21 protein-coding genes are annotated in these 21,043 nt (G+C 68.0%); 8 read left to right on the top strand and 13 right to left on the bottom strand.

The window, feature by feature from the left end; translation table 11 throughout:
* Nucleotides 1-85: 85 nt before the first annotated feature.
* Nucleotides 86-901 carry a cytochrome C assembly family protein gene (locus HL658_RS05715; protein ID WP_180280972.1) on the bottom strand — a complete coding sequence of 272 codons (816 nt, stop codon included), beginning with the start codon at nucleotides 899-901 and terminating at the stop codon, nucleotides 86-88.
* Nucleotides 902-1,029: 128 nt separating this feature from the next.
* Between HL658_RS05715 and HL658_RS05710 the strand changes: the two genes are divergently transcribed.
* Together HL658_RS05710 and HL658_RS05705 are read left to right on the top strand one after the other, a co-directional pair.
* Nucleotides 1,030-2,199 (top strand): bifunctional 2-C-methyl-D-erythritol 4-phosphate cytidylyltransferase/2-C-methyl-D-erythritol 2,4-cyclodiphosphate synthase, encoded by a 1,170-nt coding sequence (locus tag HL658_RS05710; protein WP_180280971.1) that lies wholly within the window; start codon nucleotides 1,030-1,032, stop codon nucleotides 2,197-2,199.
* A gap of 31 nt (nucleotides 2,200-2,230) precedes the next feature.
* Entirely contained in the window at nucleotides 2,231-2,734 is a 504-nt protein-coding gene (locus HL658_RS05705) for a CinA family protein (protein WP_180280970.1), read from the top strand.
* Nucleotides 2,735-2,737: 3 nt separating this feature from the next.
* On the opposite strand, the gene HL658_RS05700 is transcribed toward HL658_RS05705, so the two are convergent.
* The 8 genes from HL658_RS05700 to HL658_RS05665 form a co-directional block, all read right to left on the bottom strand.
* Complete coding sequence (locus HL658_RS05700; protein ID WP_180280969.1) at nucleotides 2,738-3,202, bottom strand: type II toxin-antitoxin system RatA family toxin; 465 nt, start codon at nucleotides 3,200-3,202, stop codon at nucleotides 2,738-2,740.
* A 22-nt stretch (nucleotides 3,203-3,224) separates the two neighbouring features.
* The gene (lipA, locus tag HL658_RS05695; RefSeq protein ID WP_180280968.1) at nucleotides 3,225-4,184 is read right to left on the bottom strand and encodes a lipoyl synthase; all 960 of its coding nucleotides are present in this window, start codon (nucleotides 4,182-4,184) and stop codon (nucleotides 3,225-3,227) included.
* Nucleotides 4,185-4,245: 61 nt separating this feature from the next.
* Entirely contained in the window at nucleotides 4,246-4,731 is a 486-nt protein-coding gene (locus tag HL658_RS05690) for a DUF29 domain-containing protein (protein ID WP_180280967.1), read from the bottom strand.
* Nucleotides 4,732-4,772: 41 nt separating this feature from the next.
* A complete protein-coding gene (gene lpdA, locus HL658_RS05685) occupies nucleotides 4,773-6,170 on the bottom strand; it encodes a dihydrolipoyl dehydrogenase (RefSeq protein WP_180280966.1) in 1,398 nt (465 codons plus the stop codon).
* Nucleotides 6,171-6,258: 88 nt separating this feature from the next.
* Nucleotides 6,259-7,608 (bottom strand): pyruvate dehydrogenase complex dihydrolipoamide acetyltransferase, encoded by a 1,350-nt coding sequence (locus HL658_RS05680; RefSeq protein ID WP_180280965.1) that lies wholly within the window; start codon nucleotides 7,606-7,608, stop codon nucleotides 6,259-6,261.
* Between the two features lie 15 nt (nucleotides 7,609-7,623).
* Entirely contained in the window at nucleotides 7,624-9,018 is a 1,395-nt protein-coding gene (locus HL658_RS05675; RefSeq protein ID WP_180280964.1) for a pyruvate dehydrogenase complex E1 component subunit beta, read from the bottom strand.
* Nucleotides 9,019-9,093: 75 nt separating this feature from the next.
* On the bottom strand, nucleotides 9,094-10,119 hold the full coding sequence (gene pdhA, locus HL658_RS05670) for a pyruvate dehydrogenase (acetyl-transferring) E1 component subunit alpha (protein WP_180280963.1): 1,026 nt from the start codon (nucleotides 10,117-10,119) through the stop codon (nucleotides 9,094-9,096).
* A gap of 169 nt (nucleotides 10,120-10,288) precedes the next feature.
* Complete coding sequence (locus tag HL658_RS05665) at nucleotides 10,289-10,660, bottom strand: FtsB family cell division protein (RefSeq protein ID WP_180280962.1); 372 nt, start codon at nucleotides 10,658-10,660, stop codon at nucleotides 10,289-10,291.
* Nucleotides 10,661-10,911: 251 nt separating this feature from the next.
* Here HL658_RS05665 and HL658_RS05660 point away from each other — a divergent pair, with 251 nt between their 5' ends.
* Nucleotides 10,912-11,109, top strand: a complete 198-nt coding sequence (locus tag HL658_RS05660; protein WP_180280961.1) for a hypothetical protein — start codon at nucleotides 10,912-10,914, stop codon at nucleotides 11,107-11,109.
* A gap of 45 nt (nucleotides 11,110-11,154) precedes the next feature.
* Here the strand turns inward: HL658_RS05660 and HL658_RS05655 are convergent, their stop codons facing one another.
* Nucleotides 11,155-11,556 (bottom strand): acyl-CoA thioesterase, encoded by a 402-nt coding sequence (locus tag HL658_RS05655; protein WP_180280960.1) that lies wholly within the window; start codon nucleotides 11,554-11,556, stop codon nucleotides 11,155-11,157.
* A gap of 111 nt (nucleotides 11,557-11,667) precedes the next feature.
* Between HL658_RS05655 and parE the strand changes: the two genes are divergently transcribed.
* From parE to HL658_RS05640, 3 genes are all read left to right on the top strand, one after another.
* Nucleotides 11,668-13,659 (top strand): DNA topoisomerase IV subunit B, encoded by a 1,992-nt coding sequence (gene parE, locus HL658_RS05650; RefSeq protein ID WP_180280959.1) that lies wholly within the window; start codon nucleotides 11,668-11,670, stop codon nucleotides 13,657-13,659.
* 9 nt (nucleotides 13,660-13,668) lie between these two features.
* Entirely contained in the window at nucleotides 13,669-14,145 is a 477-nt protein-coding gene (locus HL658_RS05645; RefSeq protein ID WP_180280958.1) for a hypothetical protein, read from the top strand.
* Nucleotides 14,146-14,631: 486 nt separating this feature from the next.
* Nucleotides 14,632-15,213, top strand: coding sequence for a hypothetical protein (locus tag HL658_RS05640; protein ID WP_246337334.1), 582 nt, complete (start codon nucleotides 14,632-14,634; stop codon nucleotides 15,211-15,213).
* Nucleotides 15,214-15,223: 10 nt separating this feature from the next.
* Here the strand turns inward: HL658_RS05640 and HL658_RS05635 are convergent, their stop codons facing one another.
* Together HL658_RS05635 and HL658_RS05630 are read right to left on the bottom strand one after the other, a co-directional pair.
* The gene (locus tag HL658_RS05635) at nucleotides 15,224-15,925 is read right to left on the bottom strand and encodes an alpha/beta fold hydrolase (RefSeq protein WP_180280957.1); all 702 of its coding nucleotides are present in this window, start codon (nucleotides 15,923-15,925) and stop codon (nucleotides 15,224-15,226) included.
* Nucleotides 15,922-16,467, bottom strand: coding sequence for an isochorismatase family protein (locus HL658_RS05630; RefSeq protein ID WP_180280956.1), 546 nt, complete (start codon nucleotides 16,465-16,467; stop codon nucleotides 15,922-15,924). The genes HL658_RS05635 and HL658_RS05630 overlap by 4 nt, the downstream gene beginning before the upstream one ends.
* Nucleotides 16,468-16,669: 202 nt before the next feature.
* On the opposite strand from HL658_RS05630, the gene HL658_RS05625 reads away from it, so the two are divergent.
* Together HL658_RS05625 and HL658_RS05620 are read left to right on the top strand one after the other, a co-directional pair.
* Nucleotides 16,670-18,196 (top strand): DEAD/DEAH box helicase, encoded by a 1,527-nt coding sequence (locus HL658_RS05625; RefSeq protein ID WP_180280955.1) that lies wholly within the window; start codon nucleotides 16,670-16,672, stop codon nucleotides 18,194-18,196.
* Nucleotides 18,197-18,202: 6 nt separating this feature from the next.
* Nucleotides 18,203-18,445 (top strand): Lrp/AsnC ligand binding domain-containing protein, encoded by a 243-nt coding sequence (locus HL658_RS05620; RefSeq protein WP_180280954.1) that lies wholly within the window; start codon nucleotides 18,203-18,205, stop codon nucleotides 18,443-18,445.
* Nucleotides 18,446-18,494: 49 nt separating this feature from the next.
* Here the strand turns inward: HL658_RS05620 and HL658_RS05615 are convergent, their stop codons facing one another.
* Nucleotides 18,495-20,987 (bottom strand): glycogen/starch/alpha-glucan phosphorylase, encoded by a 2,493-nt coding sequence (locus HL658_RS05615; RefSeq protein WP_180280953.1) that lies wholly within the window; start codon nucleotides 20,985-20,987, stop codon nucleotides 18,495-18,497.
* Nucleotides 20,988-21,043: the final 56 nt, after the last annotated feature.

Here is a 21,043-nt window from a genome sequence, read left to right as displayed (position 1 = left end):
CACGATTTTGGGCAGGTTAGCACGCCAAATCGGCATGCTGCAAGTGCGAACGAATGCTTTCCTATGGTTGCAAAACCCTGTCTGCTCAAGAACTCAGCAACACGTCGCTGACGAACTTGACTCCCGGGTACGCCAGGGTGAGCAAAAGATAGGCAATCAGCACCACGCGCGCCGCCGCCCGCCCGCGGATACCGGTGCGGGCGTGTGCCAGCAGCAGCCCGCCGATGACCAGGAAGGTGGCGATGGAGAACAGCGTCTTGTGGTCGAAGCGGATCAGCACATCATACTCGTAATGCAGCACCGCCATGCCGGTGACGAGGCCGAGCCCCAGCACCGTCTCCGACGCCGCCAGAAGCCCGACCTGGAGCTGGTCGCTTTCCGACACCGAGGGCAGGAAGCGGGTCAGCGGCGTCGGCCGCTTGGCCTTCAGCGCGCGTTCCTGCAGGAAAGCGGCGAGCGACGCCACGGCCGCCAGGGTGAGCAGGGCGTAAGTCACCACCGACACCGCGATGTGCACGGTGATCCACACGCCGGGCCCGCCACGCAGCAGCGGCTCCGGCGCGCCCTGCACCAGCGTGGCGAAGGCGCCGACCAGCAACAGGTAGGGCAGCAGGAGCGGCGCCAGCCTCCAGGCCGGCCGCACAAAGACGCAGAGCACGGTGAACAGCACCATGCTGGCCGCGATGGTCACCCACAGCGTGGTGGACAGCCCGGTGTGCCAGGCGCCGCCGATCTGCACGAACGACCACGCCAGCGGCCCGGTCACCCCCAGCGCCATGGCACCCCAGAAGGCGGCCGACCGCCCCTGCGGCCCAAGTCCGCCGAGGCGGCGGTAGGGGAACAGCGAACCGGGAACCAGCGCCAGGAGTGCGGTCAGGCTGAAAACGAGATTGTACGACATCGACGGCGCCCCGATCGCCCTTCCCTTCCAATCCTGCGGCCCGTGCTGCGGCCTTGGCGGGAACCGTCGGACAGGCTAGGCTCCGGGCCGATTCCGTCAAGCCTGCAATTGATCCCGGACCACCGAACATGCAGTCCTGCGTCGCGCTGATCGTCGCGGCCGGCACCGGCCAGCGCTTCGGCGCCGAACGTCCCAAGCAGTACCTCCCGCTCGCCGGCCGCCCGGTGCTGCGCCGCACGGTCGAGGCCTTCCTCACCCACCCGCGCATCGATGCGGTGCAGGTGGTGATCGGGCCGGGATTCCGCGACCTCTATGACGAGGCGGTGGCCGGGCTCGGTTTGCCAGGGCCGGTGATGGGCGGCGCCACCCGGCAGGACTCGGTGCGCAACGGGCTGGAGGCGCTGGCCGCGGCCGGTGCACCGGGTTTGGTTCTGATCCACGACGCCGCCCGCCCGCTGGTGGACGCGGAAACCATCAGCGCCGTGATCGATGCGCTGGCGACGCACGAGGGCGCGCTGGCCGCGGTGCCGGTGGCCGACACGCTGAAGCGGGCGGACGGGGCCGTCGTCGGCGACACGGTGGACCGCACCGGCCTGTGGCGGGCCCTGACCCCGCAGGGCTTCCGCTTTCCCGCGATCCTGGCGGCCCACCGCGCGGCAGCCGGGCTTGCGCTGACCGACGACGCGGCGGTGGCGGAGCGCGCCGGCATGGGCGTGGCGCTCGTCCGTTCCAAGGAGGAGAATTTCAAGGTGACCACCCCCGACGATCTCGAACGGGCCGAACGGCTGCTCGCCGCCCGCCGCTTCGCCGGACTGGACGACGTGCGCACCGGCACCGGCTTCGACGTCCATCGCTTCGCAGAGGGCGACCATGTCTGGCTGTGCGGTGTGGCCGTGCCCCACACGCAGCGGCTGGACGGCCATTCCGACGCCGACGTGGCGCTGCACGCGCTCACCGACGCCATCCTCGGCGCTTTGGCGGACGGCGACATCGGCAGCCACTTCCCCCCCTCAGACCCGCAATGGAAAGGTGCGGACAGCGCGCTGTTCCTGCGCCACGCCGTCGAACTGGTGGGCCAGCGCGGCGGGCGCATCGCGCACGTTGACGTCACCGTCATCTGCGAGCGCCCGAAGGTCGGGCCGCACCGGCCGGCCATGGTGGCGCGGCTGGCGGAACTGCTGGGGATCGAGCCGGATCGTGTGAGCGTGAAGGCGACGACGACCGAGCGGCTGGGCTTCACCGGCCGCGGCGAGGGCATCGCCGCACAGGCGGTGGCAACCGTCCGCCTACCCGGCTAGACTGTCCCGGCCACGGTGCGAGGAATCCGCCATGTTCTCCGATGACCTGCGCCAGACCGCCGCCGCCCTGCTGGCGGAGTACGAGTTCGCCGGTTACACGATCGCCACCGCGGAATCCTGCACGGGCGGGCTGATCGCGGCGCTGCTGACGGACATTCCCGGTTCCTCGAAGGTGGTGGACCGCGGCTTCGTCACCTACTCCAACGCCGCCAAGTCGGACATGCTGGGCATCCCGCCGAGCCTGATCCACACCCACGGCGCGGTGAGCCCGGAGGTGGCGGCGGCGATGGCCGTGGGGGCACTGTCGAAATCCCGCGCCGACGTGACGGTGGCCGTCACCGGCATCGCCGGCCCCGGCGGTGCGACGGAGACGAAGCCCGTGGGGCGCGTCTATATCGCCACCGCCGTGCGGCGGGGGCTGGTGAAGCACAAGGAATACACCTTCCAGGGCGACCGCACCGCGGTTCGCCTCGCCACGCTGGTGGAGGCCCTGGCCCGCCTCAAATCGGCAAGGCCCCAGGCGAACCTGCGCTGACCGTCAGGCGGGTCGCGCCGCGCTGGCGCCCGCGGGCGGGCCGTAGAGCTGGTGGGCGCGCGTCTCGAAAGCCTGCACCATTCGGCGCACCGCTTCGTTGAACAGCAGGCCCATGATCTTCTGCAGCATCTTCGACCGGAATTCGAAATCGACATAGAAATCGATCAGACAGCCCCCCGGCTGGCGCTCGAAGATCCAGTGGTTGTTCAGGTACTGGAACGGCCCGTCCGTGTACTGCACGTCGATCCGGCACTTGGACTCGTCCAGCTCCACGCGCGATGTGAAGCGTTCGCGGACCATCTTGAAGCCGATCACCAAATCGGCCCACATCACGTTTCCTTCACGGCGGCGGATGCGGGCAGCGAGGCACCAGGGCAGGAATTCCGGGTAACGCTCGACGTCGGCGACCAGCGCGTACATCTGCTCCGGCGTGTAAGGCAGGACCTTGCGTTCCGCATGCGTGGGCATTCCCCGTCTCTCCCCGCCCCGTTCAGGCGACCGCCGCGGCGGCCAGCTTCGCTTCCCGCGCCTCGCGCAGGCGCGCGAAGTCGGACCCGGCGTGGTAGGAGGAACGCGTGAGCGGCGACGCCGACACCATCAGGAACCCTTTGGCCCGAGCCAGCCGCGCGTAGCCCTCGAACTCCTCCGGCGTCACGAAGCGGTCGACGGCCACATGCTTGGGCGTCGGCTGGAGATACTGGCCGATGGTCAGGAAATCCACGTCGGCCGCCCGAAGGTCGTCCATCACCTGCGCCACCTCCTCCTTCGTCTCGCCGAGACCGACCATGATCCCCGATTTGGTGAACAGGGACGGGTCGATCTCCTTCACCGTCGCCAACAGGTGAAGCGACGTGAAGTAACGGGCGCCGGGGCGGATCGTCGGGTAAAGCCGCGGCACGGTTTCCAGATTGTGGTTGAACACGTCGGGCCGCGCCTTCGCCACCGTCTCGATGGCGCCCGGCTTGCGCATGAAGTCCGGCGTCAGGATTTCGATGGTGGTACCGGGCGCCGACGAGCGGATGGCGCCGATGGTGCGGGCGAAATGCTCCGCACCGCCGTCGTCGAGGTCGTCGCGGTCGACGGAGGTGATGACGACGTGGGTAAGTTTCAGTTGCCCCACGGCCTCCGCCACCTTCTCCGGCTCGTGCGGGTCCAGCAGGTCGGGCCGCCCGGTGCCGACGTTGCAGAAGGCGCAGCCGCGGGTGCAGACCGACCCCAGGATCATGAAGGTGGCGTGGCGGTGCTTCCAGCACTCCCCGATGTTGGGGCAGGCCGCCTCTTCGCACACGGTGTTCAGCTTCAACCCGCGCATCAGTTCGCGGGTCTCGTGATACTCCTGGCTCACCGGCGCCTTGACCCTGATCCAGGCCGGTTTGCGCTGCACCGGGTTGTCGGGGCGGTGCGCCTTTTCCGGGTGGCGGAGCTTCTCGGTCGGGGGGGCGGCGGTCATGGCGTGATGCTCTCCAGTGGGCCCCGCGCGGACGCGGAACCGGTGCAAGGCCGGCGCGGGGTCATCCCCGAAGCTCCGGCGGAAACAGATCGGGCGGGAAGGCGGGATCGAGCGCGTCGTCCAACGTGAAGGTGGGGTCGGACGGGAAGTGCGCAATGGCAACGTCGGCCTCGTCGGCGGCATACTCGCGGGCGTCGGCGTAAGCGATGACGAACAGGTCCCCGAGCTGCCGGCGCAGGCTCGGGCTGTCATCGAATTCACACGCAACCTGCTTCCACTGCTCCCGAACCGTGCGCCGCCAGCCGTTGGCGCAGCGTTCCCGCAGCTCGGGACAATGCTGCCACTTCAGGAGATGGGTGAGCAGGACGCACAGCCGATTGCGAACGTCCGACCGTTGCCCCCGCCCCATGCTCTCGATCTCCTCCGCGACATTCTCCCAGTCGATGGGCGCGTTGTCGCGTTCGGCGCCGGCACGACGGAACTCCTGCGCCTGGGTTTGGGTCCAGGCGTAGAAGTCCTCGTCGTAGGCGGCACTCGTTCGGTCCATCGACCCGAAACCGGAAAACGTCGCGCGGAGCGGCACTCTAGCTAGAAGTGGATCGCCCGGCCATAGGCATCAAGAACGGACTCGTGCATCATCTCCGACAGGGTGGGATGCGGGAAGACCGTGTGCATAAGGTCGGCCTCCGTGGTCTCGAGCGTCTTGCCGATGGTGTAGCCCTGGATCAGCTCGGTCACCTCGGCCCCCACCATGTGGGCGCCCAGCAACTCGCCGGTCTTGGCGTCGAACACCGTCTTCACCATGCCATCCGGCTCGCCCAGCGCGATGGCCTTGCCGTTGCCGATGAAGGGGAAGCGCCCGACCTTCACCGTGTAGCCGGCGGCCTTGGCCTTCGCCTCGGTGAGGCCGACCGACGCGACCTGCGGGTGCGAGTAGGTGCAGCCGGGGATGTTGCGGACGTCCAGCGGGTGCGGGTGCTGGCCGGCGATGTGCTCGACGCAGATGACGCCCTCGTGGGACGCCTTGTGCGCCAGCCACGGCGCGCCGGTCACGTCGCCGATGGCGTAGACGCCGGGCTCGTCGGTCTCGCACCACTGGTTGGTCACGATGTGGCCGCGGTCGAGCTTCACCTTGGTGTTTTCCAGGCCAAGGTTCTCGGTGTTGGGGCTGATGCCGACCGCCAGGATCACCCGGTCGACCGTGATGTCCTCGGTCTTGCCGCCCGCGTCGATGGCGACGGTCACGTTGTCCGCACCCTTGCGCAGGTTGCCGGCCTTCGCACCGGTGATGACGCGCATCCCCTGCTTCTCGAACTGCTTGCGGGCGAAGGCGCTGATCTCCTCGTCCTCGGCGGGCAGGATGCGGTCGATCACCTCCACCACCGTCACCTTGCTGCCCAGCTCGTTGTAGAAGCTGGCGAACTCGATGCCGATGGCGCCCGAGCCGATGACCAGCAGCGACTTCGGCAGGGTGTTGGGGGTCATCGCCTTGCGGTAGGTCCAGACGAGCTTGCCGTCGTCCTCAAGCCCCGGCAGGTTGCGGGCGCGGGCACCGGTGGCGATGATGATGTTCTTGGCACCGAAGGTGCCGACGGGGGCCCCGCCCTTGCTGACGGCCACCTGGCCCTTGCCGGCCAGCTTCGCCTCGCCGTCGATCACGGTGACCTTGTTCTTTTTCAGGAGGTGCTTGACGCCGCCGTTGAGCTGCCCGGCCACCTTGCGCGAGCGCTGCACGATCTTGTCGAGATCGACGGAGATGCCCTGCGCCGCCAGCCCGAAATCGGCCGCGTGCTTCATGGTCCGCAGCGCCTCGGCCGAGCGCAGCAGCGCCTTGGTCGGGATGCAGCCCCAGTTCAGGCAGATGCCGCCGAGGTTTTCCCGCTCGACCACCGCCGTGCGCAGACCGAGCTGCGCCGCCCGGATCGCCGCCACATAGCCGCCCGGGCCGCTGCCGATGACGATCAGGTCGAAATTCATGTCGGCCAAGGTGTTCCTCCTGATTTTTAAACCGATTATGCAGGGTCTTGGGAACGCCGGCATTCCCCGTCCCCCGGGGAATGCCGGCGGCCGACACTCAGAGCAGCATGCTCAGCGGATCCTCGACCAGCGCCTTGAAGGCGGCCAGGAACTCGGCACCGACGGCGCCGTCCACCACGCGGTGGTCGACCGACAGGGTGCAGCTCATGACCGTGGCGATGGAGAGCGCGCCGTCCTTCACCACCGGGCGCTGCTCGCCGGCACCGACGGCCAGGATGCAGCCCTGCGGCGGGTTGATGATGGCGGCGAACTCGCGGATGCCGAACATGCCGAGGTTGGAGACGGAGAAGGTGCCGCCCTGGAACTCCTCGGGCTTCAGCTTGCCGTCCCGCGCCCGCTTGGCGAGGTCCTTCATCTCGCTGGAGATCTGGGCGAGGCCCTTGGTCTCCGCGGCCTTGATGATCGGGGTGATCAGGCCGTTGGGCGTCGCCACCGCCACCGACACATCGGCGTGGTGGTATTGCAGGATCGCCTCGTCGGTGTAGGCGGCGTTGGCCGCCGGCACCTTCTTCAGCGCCAGCGCCACCGCGCGGATCACGAAGTCGTTCACCGACAGCTTGTAACTGTCGGAACGGCCGTTGAGATCGGCCCGGATCTTGAGAAGCTGGTCGAGTTGGCAGTCCACCGTCAGGTAGAAGTGCGGGACGGTCTGCTTGGCCTCCGACAGGCGGCGCGCGATGGTCTTGCGCATGCCGCTGTTGGGGATCGCGGTGTAGGCCATGCCCAGCTTGTCGGAGAAGTCCTTGGCGTCCACGCCGGCCGGCTTCGCCGCGGCCGGTGCGGGGGTCGCCGCCGCGGGAGCGGCCGCGGGCTTGGCCGGCGCGTCCGCCTTGGCAGGTGCAGCCGCTGCGGGAGCGGCGGAACGCGGGGCTGCCTTCGCCGCCTCCACGTCGGCCTTGACGATGCGGCCTTGCGGGCCCGAACCCTTGATGCCGCGCAGGTCCAGACCCGCCTGTTCGGCGATGCGCTTTGCCAGCGGGCTGGCGAAGACGCGGCCGTCGGCGTTGCCGCCGCCGTTCATCGCAGGAGCGGGCGCCGGAGCAGACGCGGCGGCCGGGGCCGGCGCGGGTTCGGGTTCGGCCGCCTTCGGCGCCGACGCGGCTGCGGGCGCGGCCGGGGCCGCGTTCAGCGCGCTTTCGTCCTCGCCTTCCTCCAGCAGGATGGCGATGGGCGTGTTCACCGCCACGCCCTGGGCGCCGCTCTCCACCAGGATCTTGCCGATGCGGCCTTCATCGACCGCCTCGACCTCCATGGTGGCCTTGTCCGTCTCGATCTCGGCCAGCACGTCGCCGGCCTTGACGGTGTCGCCCTCCTTCTTCAACCAGCGAGCGAGGTTGCCCTCGGTCATGGTCGGCGACAGGGCGGGCATCAGAATCGGAATGGTCACGGCTTCGATCCTCCCTTACGACCGGTACAGGGCCTTCTTCGCCGCGGCCACGATGTCGTCGGGCTGCGGGAGGGCCAGCTTCTCCAGGTTGGCGGCGTAGGGCAGCGGCACATCGGCGCCGTGCACCCGGATCACCGGCGCGTCCAGCCAATCGAAGGCGTGCTCCATCATCTGGGCGGCGAGCTCGGAGCCGACGCCGCACACCGGCCAGCTCTCCTCCACCGTGACCAGGCGGTTGGTCTTCTTCACGCTCTCGACGACGGTGTGGACGTCGAGCGGGCGGATGGTGCGCAGGTCGATGACCTCCGCCTCGATCCCCTCCTCCGCCAGCCGCGCGGCGGCGGCCATGGCCTGGCCGACCATCAGCGAGTAGGCGGTGATGGTCACGTCCTTGCCCTGGCGCAGGATCTTGGCGCGGCCGATGGGAACGATGAAGTCCTCATCCTCCGGCACGTCGAAGCTGTGGCCGTAGAGGATCTCGTTCTCCAGGAAGATGACCGGGTTCGGATCGCGGATCGCGGCCTTCAGCAGGCCCTTGGCATCGGCCGCCGAATAGGGGGCGACCACCTTCATGCCCGGGCAATGCGCGTACCACGACGCGTAGTCCTGGGAGTGCTGGGCGCCGACGCGGGCCGCAGCGCCGTTCGGTCCACGGAACACGATGGGGCAGCCCATCTGACCGCCGGACATGTAGAGCGTCTTGGCGGCGGAGTTGATGATGTGGTCGATCGCCTGCATGGCGAAGTTGAAGGTCATGAACTCGACGATCGGCCGCAGACCCTGGAAGGCCGCACCGACGCCAAGGCCGGCGAAGCCGTGCTCGGTGATCGGCGTGTCGATCACCCGCTCCGGCCCGAATTCCTGCAGCAGGTTCTGCGAGACCTTGTAGGCGCCCTGGTACTGCGCGACCTCCTCGCCCATCAGGAAGACGGTCGGGTCGCGGCGCATCTCCTCCGCCATGGCGTCGCGCAACGCCTCGCGCACCGTCTTCTTCACGGTCTTGGCGAAGTACTTGTCCTCGTCGGACGGCGGCGGGGCGGCGGGACCCTTGGCGTCCTGGGTGGTGGGCAGGGTCGGCTTGGTCTCCTCCTCGCCCTTCACGGACGGGGCGGCCACCTGCTTGGGCGTGCTCTCCTCCACCGTGGGAGCGGCCTCGACCGAGGTCTCGCCCTCCTCCAGCAGGATGGCGATGGGGGTGTTCACCGCGACGCCGTCGGTGCCCTCGGCCACCAGCAGCTTGCCGATGCGGCCCTCATCGACCGCCTCGACCTCCATGGTCGCCTTGTCGGTCTCGATCTCGGCCAGCACGTCGCCGGACTTGACCGCGTCCCCTTCCTTCTTGACCCACTTCGCCAGCTTGCCCTCGGTCATGGTGGGCGACAGCGCCGGCATCAGCACTTCGATCGGCATGTGATTCCTCCGGACGGCGCGCGGGTCGGAGCGTTGATCCGCCGCGCAAGGCCGTACCCCTTCTTGGCGTTGTCGTCAGGCCTCGACCAGGACGTCGGTCCACAGCTCGGACGGATCCGGCTCCGGGCTCTGCTGGGCGAACTCGGCCGCCTCGGTGACGATCGCCTTCACCTCGCGATCGATCTCCTTCAGCTTGTCCTCGTCCACGATGCCGGCGTCGAGCAGGTGCTTCTTCATCTGGTCGATGGGGTCGGACTCCGTCCGCATCTTCTCGACCTCCTCCTTGGTCCGGTACTTGGCCGGATCGGACATGGAGTGGCCGCGGTAGCGGTAGGTCTTCAGCTCCATGATGACGGGGCCGTTGCCGGAGCGGACGTAATCCACCCACTGGTCGGATGCCGCCTTCACGTCCAGCACGTTCATGCCGTTGACCTGCACGCCGGGGATGCCGTAGGCGGCGCCGCGCTGGTGGAGCTCGCCGGCGGACGCCCGCTCCTGCGAGGTCCCCATGGCGTACTTGTTGTTCTCGATGACGTAGATGACCGGCAGCTTCCACAGCGCCGCCATGTTGAAGCTCTCGTACACCTGGCCCTGGTTCACCGCGCCGTCGCCGAGATAGACGGTGCAGACGCCGCCGTCCTTCTTGTACTTGTGCGCGAAGGCGAGACCGGTCCCGAGCGGCACCTGGGCCCCGACGATGCCATGGCCGCCGTAGAAGTTCTTCTCGCGGCTGAACATGTGCATCGAGCCGCCCTTGCCCTTGGAATAGCCGCCGCGCCGGCCGGTCAGCTCCGCCATCACCCCCTTGGGGTCCATGTTGCAGGCGAGCATGTGGCCGTGGTCACGGTAGCTGGTGATGACGCTGTCGCCCTCCTTCAGCGCCGCCTGGATGCCGACCACCACGGCCTCCTGGCCGATGTAGAGGTGGCAGAAGCCGCCAATCAGGCCCATGCCGTAGAGCTGCCCCGCCTTCTCCTCGAAGCGGCGGATCAGCAGCATCTCGCGGTAGTAGCGGATCATCTCGTCCGGCGATGCCGCCGGGGTGTTCTGCGGTTGCGCGGAATCGGGGGTCGCCTTCGTTCGGCGTCGGGACGCGGCCATAATTCCTCCCAGGGCTCGACGGCGCTCGGGCACCGTGATCGTTACGAGAGTCCAGCTCGTGGGAAGTGTTCTAGCGCCGCCAACCGCCCGTGACAAGCGGTAGCTTCACAACGCTCTGTTTTCTCTAGCGGAATCGCTGTTAACCGAATTCCGGTTAATCGCATGATATTCAGCGGTTCTCCGAAGCGGACCCCGGAGTTCCGGCCGACGGGAGCTTTATAATGACGTCCCGCGGATTGTTGAGATTCAACATCATTCTGGCGCGTTCGTCCAGCACGTCGAGATCCAGATGGTCGCTGCGCAGCAACAGGGCCCGGCGCTCCATCCGCTCCCGCTCCGCCGTGACCTGGGCCAGGATGCCTTCCGCCTCCGCGATCTCGGTCTGCAGGTGTTTCATCGCCATCAGGCCGCGGTCGCCCTGGACGGCGTAATAGGCGAAATAGCCCACGACGCAGGCCCCGATGGCGGGGCCGATCGTCTGCCGGAGCGCACGCATGGCGGCACGCCCAAGGGCGTCGGTGATGGTCGTCACGATGGTCATGGGCGGATGGAATCACACCGGTTTGGGCCGGTCAAACGAAAAGAAAAGCATTCGTCAAGAATTCACGGGTGCGGTTTCTTGCGGCAACAGGTTGCCGGAAGGTTCTCGCACCGGCATACGAACGGATAGGGGCCTATGACGCCACCTGTCCATAATTGCAGGCGACACGTCGGAATGATATTCGCGCCATCCGCGTTCTTACGGGTGCCGATACTGGCATCGGACCACAACATCTTGAGGAGATCACTTCGATGCGCAGCAAGCTATGGTTCCTGGCGGTGCCGGTCCTGTTGTTCGGCCTGGCCGCCTGCGACGACCAGACGGCGTCCAACAACGAAAGCGCCACACCACCGACCGCGGGAACCAGCGCCCCGCCGTCCGCCGCTCCCCCGACCGCGAGCGGCAACACAGGGACGACGACGCCTGCCCCGTCCGGCACCGCACAGTGACCCCGGCGGGGAGGGCGCGACGCGCCCTCCCCCTTCGGGCTTGGGTCAAACGATCACCGTGTCGGGCGGTACCTCGCGCGGCTTGCGGTCGGTGCCGATCGCCACATAGGTGAAGACGCCCTCGGTCACCTTCACCGTCTCGTCATCCGGGCGGCGCACCCAGGCCTCGATGCGCACGCGCAGCGAGGTGCGGCCGACCTTCTCGACGCAGGCGAAGCAGCTCACTTCGTCCCCCACCATCACCGGCTTGTGGAAGGTCATCGCCTCGACACCCACCGTGGCAACCCGGCCGCGTGCGCGGCGGATCGCCACGATGCCGCCGGCCAGATCCATCTGCGACAGCAGCCAGCCGCCGAAGATGTCGCCGTTCGGATTGGCGTCGGCCGGCATGGCGATGGCGCGCAGCGCCGGTCCCCGGTTGATGTCATGCGGCGTGTTGTCGCTCATCGGCCCTCCTCACGGAAAAAAGGCGTTTCACCAAAATCTGGTGTCCGTGGGATATATACGGTGCAAGGGATGGGCTTGCGCAGCCCTGACGAAATTCCTATAGTGCCGGTCATGAGCGATCTTTTCGAGAACACGGCCCGCAAGGCCGACAGCTATTCCGCCCAGGACATCGAGGTTCTGGAGGGGCTGGAGCCGGTGCGCCGGCGGCCCGGCATGTACATCGGCGGCACCGACGACCGCGCGCTCCACCATCTCGTGGCCGAGGTGCTGGACAACGCGATGGACGAGGCGGTGGCCGGGCATGCCACTCGCATCGACCTGGAGCTGGGCGTCGACGGCACCATCATGGTGCGCGACAACGGGCGCGGCATCCCCATCGACGACCATCCGAAATACCCCGGCAAGTCGGCGCTGGAGGTGATCCTCACCACGCTGCATTCCGGCGGCAAGTTCTCCAACAAGGTCTACGAGACCTCGGGCGGCCTGCACGGCGTCGGGCTGTCGGTGGTCAACGCGCTGTCCGACCGGCTGACGGTGGAGGTGGCGCGCGAGCGGCAGCTCTATGTGCAGCATTACAGCCGCGGTACGCCGCAGGGGCCGCTGGCGAAGCAGGGCGGCACCGTCAACCGCCGGGGCACCACCGTCCGCTTCCATCCCGACGCGGAGATTTTCGGGGAAGCGGCGCGGTTCGAGCCGCACCGCCTCTACCGCATGGCGCGGTCGAAGGCCTATCTCTACCGCGGCGTGGAGATCCGGTGGAGTTGCGATCCCTCGCTGCTGCCGGAGGATTCGGCGACGCCGGCGCAGGAGACCCTGCATTTCCCCGGCGGGCTGCTCGATTATCTGAACAACGCGCTGCGCGACCGCAAGAGCCTGACCCGTACACCCTTCGCCGGCCAGATGGAGTTTCCGGGTGGGCAGGGCCGGGCGGAATGGGCGGTGGCCTGGCCGGACGACGACGAGGGTTTCTCGCACACCTACTGCAACACGGTGCCGACCCCGCAGGGAGGCACCCACGAGGCGGGACTTCGCGCCGCGCTGATGCGCGGCATCAAGGGCTACGCCGAGCTGACCAACAACAAGCGCGCGGGCCAGATCACCCACGACGATGTGACGGGCGACGCCTGCATCCTGCTGTCCGTCTTCATCCGCGAGCCGCAGTTCCAGGGCCAGACCAAGGACAAGCTGGCGACGCCGGAGGCGCAGCGGCTGGTCGAGGCGGCCGTGAAGGACCATTTCGACCACTGGCTTTCCGGCGACCTTTCGTCGGCCAACGCGCTGATGGAGCGGCTGGTCGAGAAGGCGGAGGAGCGGGCGCGGCGCAAGCAGAGCAAGGAGATGGCGCGCAAGAGCGCCACCCGCCGGCTGCGGCTGCCGGGCAAGCTTGCCGACTGTTCCCGCAACGCGCCGGAGGGCACGGAGATCTTCCTGGTCGAGGGCGACTCGGCCGGTGGCTCCGCCAAGCAGGCCCGCAACCGCGAGACCCAGGCCATCCTGCCCCTGCGCGGCAAGATCCTGAACGTCGCCAGCGCGTCGGTCGATAAGATGAAGGCGAACCAGGAGCTGAACGATCTGGTGCTGGCGCTCGGCTGCGGCGTCGGGAAGGACTTCTCCACCGACAAGCTGCGCTACGAGCGCGTCATCATCATGACCGATGCGGACGTGGACGGCGCGCACATCGCCTCGCTGCTGATGACCTTCTTCTATCGGGAGATGCCGGGGCTGATCCAGCAGGGCCACCTCTACCTCGCCCTGCCCCCGCTTTACCGGATCAGCGCCGGGGCCAAGTCGGTCTATGCCCGCGACGACGCCCACCGCGAGGAGCTGATGGCCAAGACCTTCAAGAACCGCAAGGTCGAGATCAGCCGCTTCAAGGGCCTGGGCGAGATGATGCCGGCGCAGCTCCGCGAGACCACCATGGACCCGTCGCGGCGCACGCTGCTGCGGGTCGTGGTGCCCAACGTCGCCGATCCCGAGGAGCGGGCGGAGAGCGAGCGGACCCGGTCGCTGGTGGAAAGCCTGATGGGGCGCAAGCCCGAACTGCGCTTCCGCTTCATCCAGGACAACGCCAAGTTCGTGCGGGCCGACGACATCGACGTGTGAGGAACCCGCATGCGGCGCCTTTCTGCCGTTCTGGCCCTGGCGATCTTCCTGCCCGCAGCCGCCGATGCCCGGCCACGGACGGTCACCGCCTTCACCGCCGGTTCCATCGATGACTCGGAGACGACAGGGGCCGCGGAACCACGGGCCACCGGCCCCGACCGGCCCCTGCGCCCGATGACCGAGAACGAGAAGCAGGGTGCCGGCTGTCTCGTCTCGTCGCTGGTGTCCACCGGCATCACCTATTCCGTGGGGGCTGTCGAGCTGGCGCAGGTGATCGCCGGCGGCACGCTGGCGCCCAGCTCCCCCGCCATCCTGTTTCTGGCGGTGACCGGCACCATCACTCTGGCCGCCTGCGGCATGGGCGCCATCCTGGCCCCGACGGTGGTCTGGGCCTATGAGGAATCCGACGTCCTCGCCCGCATCGCGCGCGAGACGCTGGATGGTTGGATGGGCGGTGGGCCGCCGCAGGCACTCGTGGACAATTGATCGCCGGTCGGGTCAGGCCGGCTCCAGACGCCGCGCCGGCCGCACCACGCGGCATCGGTCTTTCCGGTCTTGCGGCGCGAGCACCAGTCGGTGAGAGCCATGCCCGCAAGTCCCCGGCGTCAAGCACAGACTTGACAACACGGCTTCCATATACACCCGGTTGCGGTGCGCACGCACGCGGCGATTAGGAACATTAGCCGATCTTCGAGTCGACGCCGCTTGCCGGTCCCGGCGCTTGCGGGCGGAACCCTGTGCCACCCGTTGGCGTTCTTTGCCGCCGACGTCGGCAGAATGCCTTGGCTTCGCCGCTTGTCGGACATGCGTTGGAAAGACGTTGGATTTATTCGGACGACTTTGCCGCTTGTCCGTACAACCAGAGGCGCGGCGTAGTGGGGTGGCCGAATGGGGATGCTTGATGCCCCCGATGCCGGGCACCATGTCAGCCGTTCACGCGGCGTTGGGCGCGGGTCGGACGGGGAGCGACGCATGGTCATGACGGGATCGTGGCTACGGAGCGGGACGGTGCGCCGGGTCTCCCCCGGCGTGCTGCTTCTGCTGCTTGCGGCGTGCGACAGCCGGGTGGTGCCGAGCGAGGTGATGCCGGCCTATTCGCAGGCGGAAGCGTCCTATGGTCTCGGCAACCGGGACGCGCGGGTGGTGATCCACGGCGACCCGTTCGGCGTGCCGAATCCGGTGCTGGGCAAGGCGGTGACCGACGCGATGCAGAACCGGGTGATGGGGGTGGTGACCAACTTCACCACCACGCCCAACGACACCGCGCACCCGGATTACCGCGTGACCTTCGTGTTCAACCCGGTGCGCGCGCTGCTGAGTTCCAGCGTCTGCAGCGGCGGGCCGTTCGAGACCAAGCCGCCGCAGCCGGACATCGAGGTGCTGGGCGCCTTCTGCCGCGGCGGCGGGGCGCTGACCTCGGCCACCGGGTGGCTCGACAACGGCAAGGGACCGGGCGACCGCAGCTTCCGCACCCTGATGGGCGACATGACCAGCGCGCTGTTCCCGACCACCGTGTCGGACAGCCGTGACAGCTGCAGCGGGGCGGACTGCTGACCCGCCACCTTCAGCCGTAGAGCACCCAGTCCCGCAGCAGAGCCGTGGCGGCCTGCGGCCGTTCCATGGTCGCCAGATGGCCGCACTCCTCGATCACGGCGAGGCGGGCTCCGGGAATGGCGTCGGCCATTTCGGCGTGCGCCTCCACCGGCCAGATCGCATCCTCGCGCCCGCACAGCACCAGCGTCGGGCAGTGGATCGCCGGCAGGCCGGGGCGGCTGTCGGGGCGGGCGATGATGGCCGCCTGCTGGCGGGCGAAGGCGTCCACCCCCACCCGCTCGGCCTGCGCCTGGATGGAGCCGACCAGCGCCCGGTCGCACAGCCGGTCGGGATGGATCAGGCGCGGCAGCATGCCCGCCATCACCGCCCCCATCCGCCCCTGGCGGGCGAGGTCGACCGCCTTGCGGCGGTTGGCGGTCTGCTCCGGCGTGTCGGGCCGGGCCGACGTGTTGAGGAGCGCCAGCTTCACCACCCGCTCCGGCGCCTGCCGCAGGATCTCCAGCGCCACGTAGCCGCCCAGCGACAGGCCGGCGAGAAGGAAGCGGCGCGGTGCTGTGTCCAGCACCGCGCGGGCCAGCGCCTCCATGCGGTCTTGGCCGGTGACATCACCGACCACGGTCTCCGCAACCTCGGCCAGATGCTCGGTCTGGTGTTCCCACAGGGCGGCGTCCAGCGGCATGCCGGGCAGCAGAATCAGCGGCGGCCTCGTCATCGGATCAGCTCCAGCAGGGTGCGGAAGGCCGGAGTGTTGCCGTGGTGCAGCCACTCGAACACCACCATCTCCGTGGAGACCACCCCCACCCCGCCGGCGCGCAGCCGCACCGCCGCCAGCTCGGCGTTGACCGGGTCGCGCGACGCCGCGGCGTCCGCCACGAAGAAGGCGGAACGCCCGGAGCGCCCATGCAGGCTCAGCGCGGTCTGCATCACGCAGACATGAGCCTCCATCCCGGCGATCACGATCTGGTCGCGGCCCAGCGCGTCGAGCCGCTCGACGAATCCCGATTCCTCGCCCGCGGCGAAGGCGATCTTCTCGACCACGCAACCGGCGGGCAGAAGCTCCGCCACCTCCGGTACGGTGTGGCCGATCCCCTTCGGGTAATGTTCCGTGGCAAGCACCGGAACCCCCAACTCGACAGCCGCCCGCAGCAGCGTGCGGGTGTTGCGGACCACGCGGTCACGCGCGGGAATCGCGGGCGCCAGCCGCTCCTGGATGTCCACCACGAGCAGCGCGGAGCGGTCGGCAGACAGCAGCATGGCGCGTGTTCTCCTCCCAAAATGCCCCTCAGCCTAGCCGATGCACCCCGTCCCCGCCAGATCCGCCACCTTTGCGACACTTAAAAGCCGATTCGGCATCACACGCTTGTTGACTTGTCGCTTCGACTTCCTATGCTCCAAACCTATCTGCGGAGCGGGGGCGCGTCCCCGCTAATTCGACCTCCAACAAGAAACCAATTGGATGATCTTTTCGGAGCTTGGGCTCGGCCCTGAAGTCCTGCGGGCGATCGAGGAAAAGGGCTACACGCAACCCACGCCCATCCAGGAGCAGGCGATCCCCTGGGTGTTGCAGGGGCGCGACGTGCTCGGCTGTGCGCAGACGGGCACGGGCAAGACGGCTGGCTTCACGCTGCCGATGATCGACATCCTGGCATCCGGCCGTGCGCGGGCCCGCATGCCGCGCTCGCTGATCCTGGAGCCGACGCGCGAACTGGCCGCCCAGGTGGCGGAGAGCTTCGAGACCTACGGCAAGCACCACAAGCTGAACATGGCGCTGCTCATCGGCGGCGAGACCTTCACCGAGCAGGTGAAGAAACTCGACCGTGGCGTCGATGTGCTGATCGCCACCCCCGGCCGCCTGATCGACCTGTTCGAGCGCGGCAACATGATGCTGAACGACATCAAGGTCCTCGTCATCGACGAGGCGGACCGGATGCTCGACATGGGGTTCATCCCCGACATCGAACGCATCGTGTCGCTGCTGCCGAAGAACCGCCAGACGCTGTTCTTCTCCGCCACCATGCCGCCGGAGATCCGGCGCCTGGCCGACGCCTTCCTGCAGAACCCGCGTGAAGTGACCGTCGCCCCGCCGGCTTCCCCGTCGGAGACGGTCACCCAGGCCATGGTGCTGGTGCAGGAGCAGGACAAGCGCAAGGCGCTGCGCCATCTGCTGCGGACGGAGGACGTGAAGAACGCCTTCATCTTCTGCAACCGCAAGCGCGACGTGGCTGTGGTTCAGAAGTCGCTGGAGGGGCACGGCTTCAACGCGGGTGCGCTGCACGGCGACATGCCGCAGCACAAGCGCACCGAGACGCTGGAGCTGTTCAAGCGCGGCGACATCACGCTGCTGGTCTGCTCCGATGTCGCCGCCCGCGGGCTTGACGTGCAGGGCCTCAGCCACGTTTTCAACTTCGACGTCCCGCTGCATGCGGAGGATTACGTCCACCGCATCGGCCGCACCGGGCGCGCCGGCCGCATGGGCCGCGCCTTCACCATCGCGGGTCCGGAGGATGGCAAGCTGGTGGCGGCCATCGCCCGCCTGATCAAGCGCGACATCCCGATGATCGCCATCGACGGGCTGGAGTCGGCCACCTTCGAGGAGGGCGAGGGCCGTCGTGGCCGGTTCGGTCGCGGCCGGCCGCCGCGCGGTGGCGACGAGCGGCGTGGCGCGGAGGACCGGCCGCGCCGCGATGAACGTCCGCGCCGCGAAGAGCGGGCCGAACGCGCCGAGCGGGATGACCGCCCGCCACGTCGCGAGGAGCGGGAGGAGCGTCCCGAGCGCCCCACAGAGCGGGAGCGCGATCGCGCGGCGCTGTCCGAAGCCCGGCGCGAGCCGCCGCGGCGTGACCGCGACCGCCGCCGGCGCCGCGACGAGGATGACGACGACGAGCCCGTGGTGGGCTTCGGCGATCACGTCCCGGCCTTCCTGCTGCGGGCCGCCCGGCCGCGGCCCGAGCCGAGCGGCGGGGACACCAGCCAGGAGGGCTGAGCGCGCATGCAGACCATCTTCGTCATGGTGAAGTGCGACCTCGGCAAGGCGTACGAGGTCGCCGATCAGGCGGTGCAGCAGGTCGAACAGGTGTCGGAGGTCCACTCGACCTCCGGCCAGTACGACCTGCTGATGAAATGCTATCTGGACCAGGATACCGACATCGGCCGCTTCGTCACGGAGCGCGTGCAGACGTTGGACGGTGTCCGCGACACCTTCACGCTGATCGCCTTCAAGGCCTTCGTCTGAGCCGGACCGCCCTTCCCGGATCACCGGGAAGGGGCGCGCGGGAACCGGGTTACCGGTGGTCCCCTTCGTCCGGGATGATCGGCTTCACACCCCAGATTTCGTCGGCATATTCCCCGACCGTACGGTCGGAGGAGAACCAGCCCATGCTCGTGGTGTTGAGGATGGCCTTGCGGGTCCATTCCTCGGTGTCGCGGTAGAGGGCGACCGCGTCGTCGTGGGCGGTGCAATAGTCCTCGAAATCCGCGGTGACGAGGAAATGGTCGCCGCCATCGATCAGCGACTGCAGGATCGGGTGGTAACGGCTGGGATCATCGGGCGAGAAGACACCGGTGGAGATCATGTCCAGCGCGCGCTTCAGCGCCGGGTTGGCGCCGATCACGTCGCGCGGGTTGTAGGCGCCGCCCTGCCGCAGGGAATTCGCCTCCTCCGCCGTCAGCCCGAAGATGAAGATGTTGTCGTCGCCGACCGCGTCCTTGATCTCCACGTTGGCGCCGTCCAGCGTGCCGATGGTCAGCGCGCCGTTCAGCGCCAGCTTCATGTTGCCGGTGCCCGACGCTTCCATGCCGGCCGTGGAGATCTGCTCCGACAGGTCGGCGGCGGGCATGATGATCTCGGCCGCCGTGACGTTGTAGTTGGGCAGGAACACGACCTTCAGGTTGTCATGCACCGACGGGTCGTGGTTGACCACCTTGCCCACGTCGTTGATCAGCTTGATGATCAGCTTGGCCATGTGATAGGCGGGCGCCGCCTTGCCCGCAAAGATCTTGGTGACCGGCGTCCAGGTGACCGTCGGACTGTCGCGCATGTCGTTGTACAGCGCGATGGTCTGCAGGATGTTCATGAGCTGGCGCTTGTATTCGTGAATGCGCTTGACCTGCACGTCGAACAGGCTGTCGACGTTGATCTCCACCCCCGTCTGGCGGGCGAGATAGGCGGCCAGCCGCTTCTTGTTCTTGCGCTTGGCGCGCCGGAACTCCTCGCGGAAGACCACGTCGTCGGCCTTGGGCTTGAGGGCGTCCAACGCCGACAGATCATGGATCCAGCCCTCGCCGATTCGGCTGGTGATCAGATCGGACAGCGGGCGGTTGGCCTGGTGCAGCCAGCGGCGCGGCGTGATGCCGTTGGTCTTGTTGACGATGCGGTCCGGGAACTCGGCGTGGAAATCGGCGAAGACCGTCTGCTTCATCAGCTCGGTGTGCAGCGCCGACACGCCATTGACCTTGTGCGAACCGATGAAGGCGAGGTTGCCCATACGCACGCGCCGGTCACCCCGCTCGTCGATCAGCGACAGGTGCGACAGGCGCGCGTTGTCGTGCGCCGCCCGCGCGCTGGAGCGGTTCAGGAACTTGGCGTTGATCTCGTAGATGATCTGCATGTGACGCGGCAGCACCCGCTCCAGCAGTCGAACCGGCCACGCCTCCAGCGCCTCCGGCAGCAGCGTGTGGTTGGTGTAGGAGAAGCAGCCCTGGGTGATCTCCCACGCCTTGTCCCACTTCACGGCGTGCTGGTCCACCAGCAGCCGCATCATCTCGGCGATACCGATGGCCGGGTGGGTGTCGTTGAGCTGGATCGCCGCCTTGTTGGGAAGCTGGTCGAAATCGGAATGATGCTGCAGGTAACGGCGCAGGATGTCCTGCAGCGAGGCGGAGGTGAAGAAATATTCCTGCTTGAAGCGCAGCTCCTTGCCGGTCTCGGTCGCGTCGTTGGGGTAGAGGACGCGGCTGAGATTCTCCGACAGGATCTTCTGCTCGACCGCCTTCATGTAGGCGCCTTCGTTGAAGTGCCCGAAGTTGAAGTCGCGGGTCGCACGCGCCGCCCAGAGGCGCAGCGTGTTGATGGTCTTGCCGCCGAAGCCGACCACCGGGGTGTCGTAGGCCATCGCCAGCACGCGCTCTGAATCGACCCAGCGGTAGGCGCGCTCGCCCACGCTGTCGCGGAATTCCTCGACCCGGCCGTAGAACTGCACGGGATAGAGCACCTCCGGCCGGGCGAACTCCCACGGGTTGCCGAACTGCAGCCACTGCTCGGGATACTCGACCTGCCAGCCATGCTCGAAGCGCTGCTCGAACAGGCCGAATTCGTAGCGGATGCCGTAGCCGTAGCCGGGCAGGTTGCGCGAGGCCATGCTGTCGAGGAAGCAGGCGGCCAGACGGCCGAGACCGCCGTTGCCCAAAGCCGCGTCCGGCTCGGCGTCCACCACCTCGTCCAGCGACAGGCCGATGCGGTCCAGCGCCTGCCGGCATTCGTCGATGATGCCCAGGTTCGCCAAGCTGTTGGTCAGCAGCCGGCCGATCAGGAACTCCAGCGACAGGTAATAGACCCGCTTGACGTCGTGGGTGTAGTAGGTGCGCGTGGTGTCCATCCAGCGGTCGACCACCCGGTCGCGCACGGCGAGCGCCACGGTGTGGAACCAATCACGCCGGGTCGCGGCGCGCGCGTCCTTGCCGACGGAATAGACCAGCCATTCCAGAAACGAGCGCTTGAGCGCGTCCACATCCAGGCTGCGTCGTTCGATGTCGCGGGTCCTGTACCGAGCGTCCATGTCGCTGACTTTCTCCTGCCGATGGCTGTGCGGACGAATGGAATAGGCAGCCTGTC

Origin of the sequence: Azospirillum oleiclasticum, from assembly GCF_013423485.1 — a bacterium.
Taxonomy (GTDB): Bacteria; Pseudomonadota; Alphaproteobacteria; order Azospirillales; family Azospirillaceae; genus Azospirillum; species Azospirillum oleiclasticum.
The sequence above is the reverse complement of the archived record's forward strand: the minus strand, read 5'-3'. Positions and strand labels throughout refer to the sequence as shown.

Coding starts and splice junctions, on each gene's coding strand:
- HL658_RS05715 (WP_180280972.1), bottom strand. CDS start 901: ATGTCGTACAATCTCGTTTTCAGCCTGACCGCACTCCTGGCGCTGGTT.
- HL658_RS05710 (WP_180280971.1), top strand. CDS start 1,030: ATGCAGTCCTGCGTCGCGCTGATCGTCGCGGCCGGCACCGGCCAGCGC.
- HL658_RS05705 (WP_180280970.1), top strand. CDS start 2,231: ATGTTCTCCGATGACCTGCGCCAGACCGCCGCCGCCCTGCTGGCGGAG.
- HL658_RS05700 (WP_180280969.1), bottom strand. CDS start 3,202: ATGCCCACGCATGCGGAACGCAAGGTCCTGCCTTACACGCCGGAGCAG.
- lipA (WP_180280968.1), bottom strand. CDS start 4,184: ATGACCGCCGCCCCCCCGACCGAGAAGCTCCGCCACCCGGAAAAGGCG.
- HL658_RS05690 (WP_180280967.1), bottom strand. CDS start 4,731: ATGGACCGAACGAGTGCCGCCTACGACGAGGACTTCTACGCCTGGACC.
- HL658_RS05675 (WP_180280964.1), bottom strand. CDS start 9,018: ATGCCGATCGAAGTGCTGATGCCGGCGCTGTCGCCCACCATGACCGAG.
- pdhA (WP_180280963.1), bottom strand. CDS start 10,119: ATGGCCGCGTCCCGACGCCGAACGAAGGCGACCCCCGATTCCGCGCAA.
- HL658_RS05665 (WP_180280962.1), bottom strand. CDS start 10,660: ATGACCATCGTGACGACCATCACCGACGCCCTTGGGCGTGCCGCCATG.
- HL658_RS05660 (WP_180280961.1), top strand. CDS start 10,912: ATGCGCAGCAAGCTATGGTTCCTGGCGGTGCCGGTCCTGTTGTTCGGC.
- HL658_RS05655 (WP_180280960.1), bottom strand. CDS start 11,556: ATGAGCGACAACACGCCGCATGACATCAACCGGGGACCGGCGCTGCGC.
- parE (WP_180280959.1), top strand. CDS start 11,668: ATGAGCGATCTTTTCGAGAACACGGCCCGCAAGGCCGACAGCTATTCC.
- HL658_RS05645 (WP_180280958.1), top strand. CDS start 13,669: ATGCGGCGCCTTTCTGCCGTTCTGGCCCTGGCGATCTTCCTGCCCGCA.
- HL658_RS05640 (WP_246337334.1), top strand. CDS start 14,632: ATGGTCATGACGGGATCGTGGCTACGGAGCGGGACGGTGCGCCGGGTC.
- HL658_RS05635 (WP_180280957.1), bottom strand. CDS start 15,925: ATGACGAGGCCGCCGCTGATTCTGCTGCCCGGCATGCCGCTGGACGCC.
- HL658_RS05630 (WP_180280956.1), bottom strand. CDS start 16,467: ATGCTGCTGTCTGCCGACCGCTCCGCGCTGCTCGTGGTGGACATCCAG.
- HL658_RS05625 (WP_180280955.1), top strand. CDS start 16,670: ATGATCTTTTCGGAGCTTGGGCTCGGCCCTGAAGTCCTGCGGGCGATC.
- HL658_RS05620 (WP_180280954.1), top strand. CDS start 18,203: ATGCAGACCATCTTCGTCATGGTGAAGTGCGACCTCGGCAAGGCGTAC.
- HL658_RS05615 (WP_180280953.1), bottom strand. CDS start 20,987: ATGGACGCTCGGTACAGGACCCGCGACATCGAACGACGCAGCCTGGAT.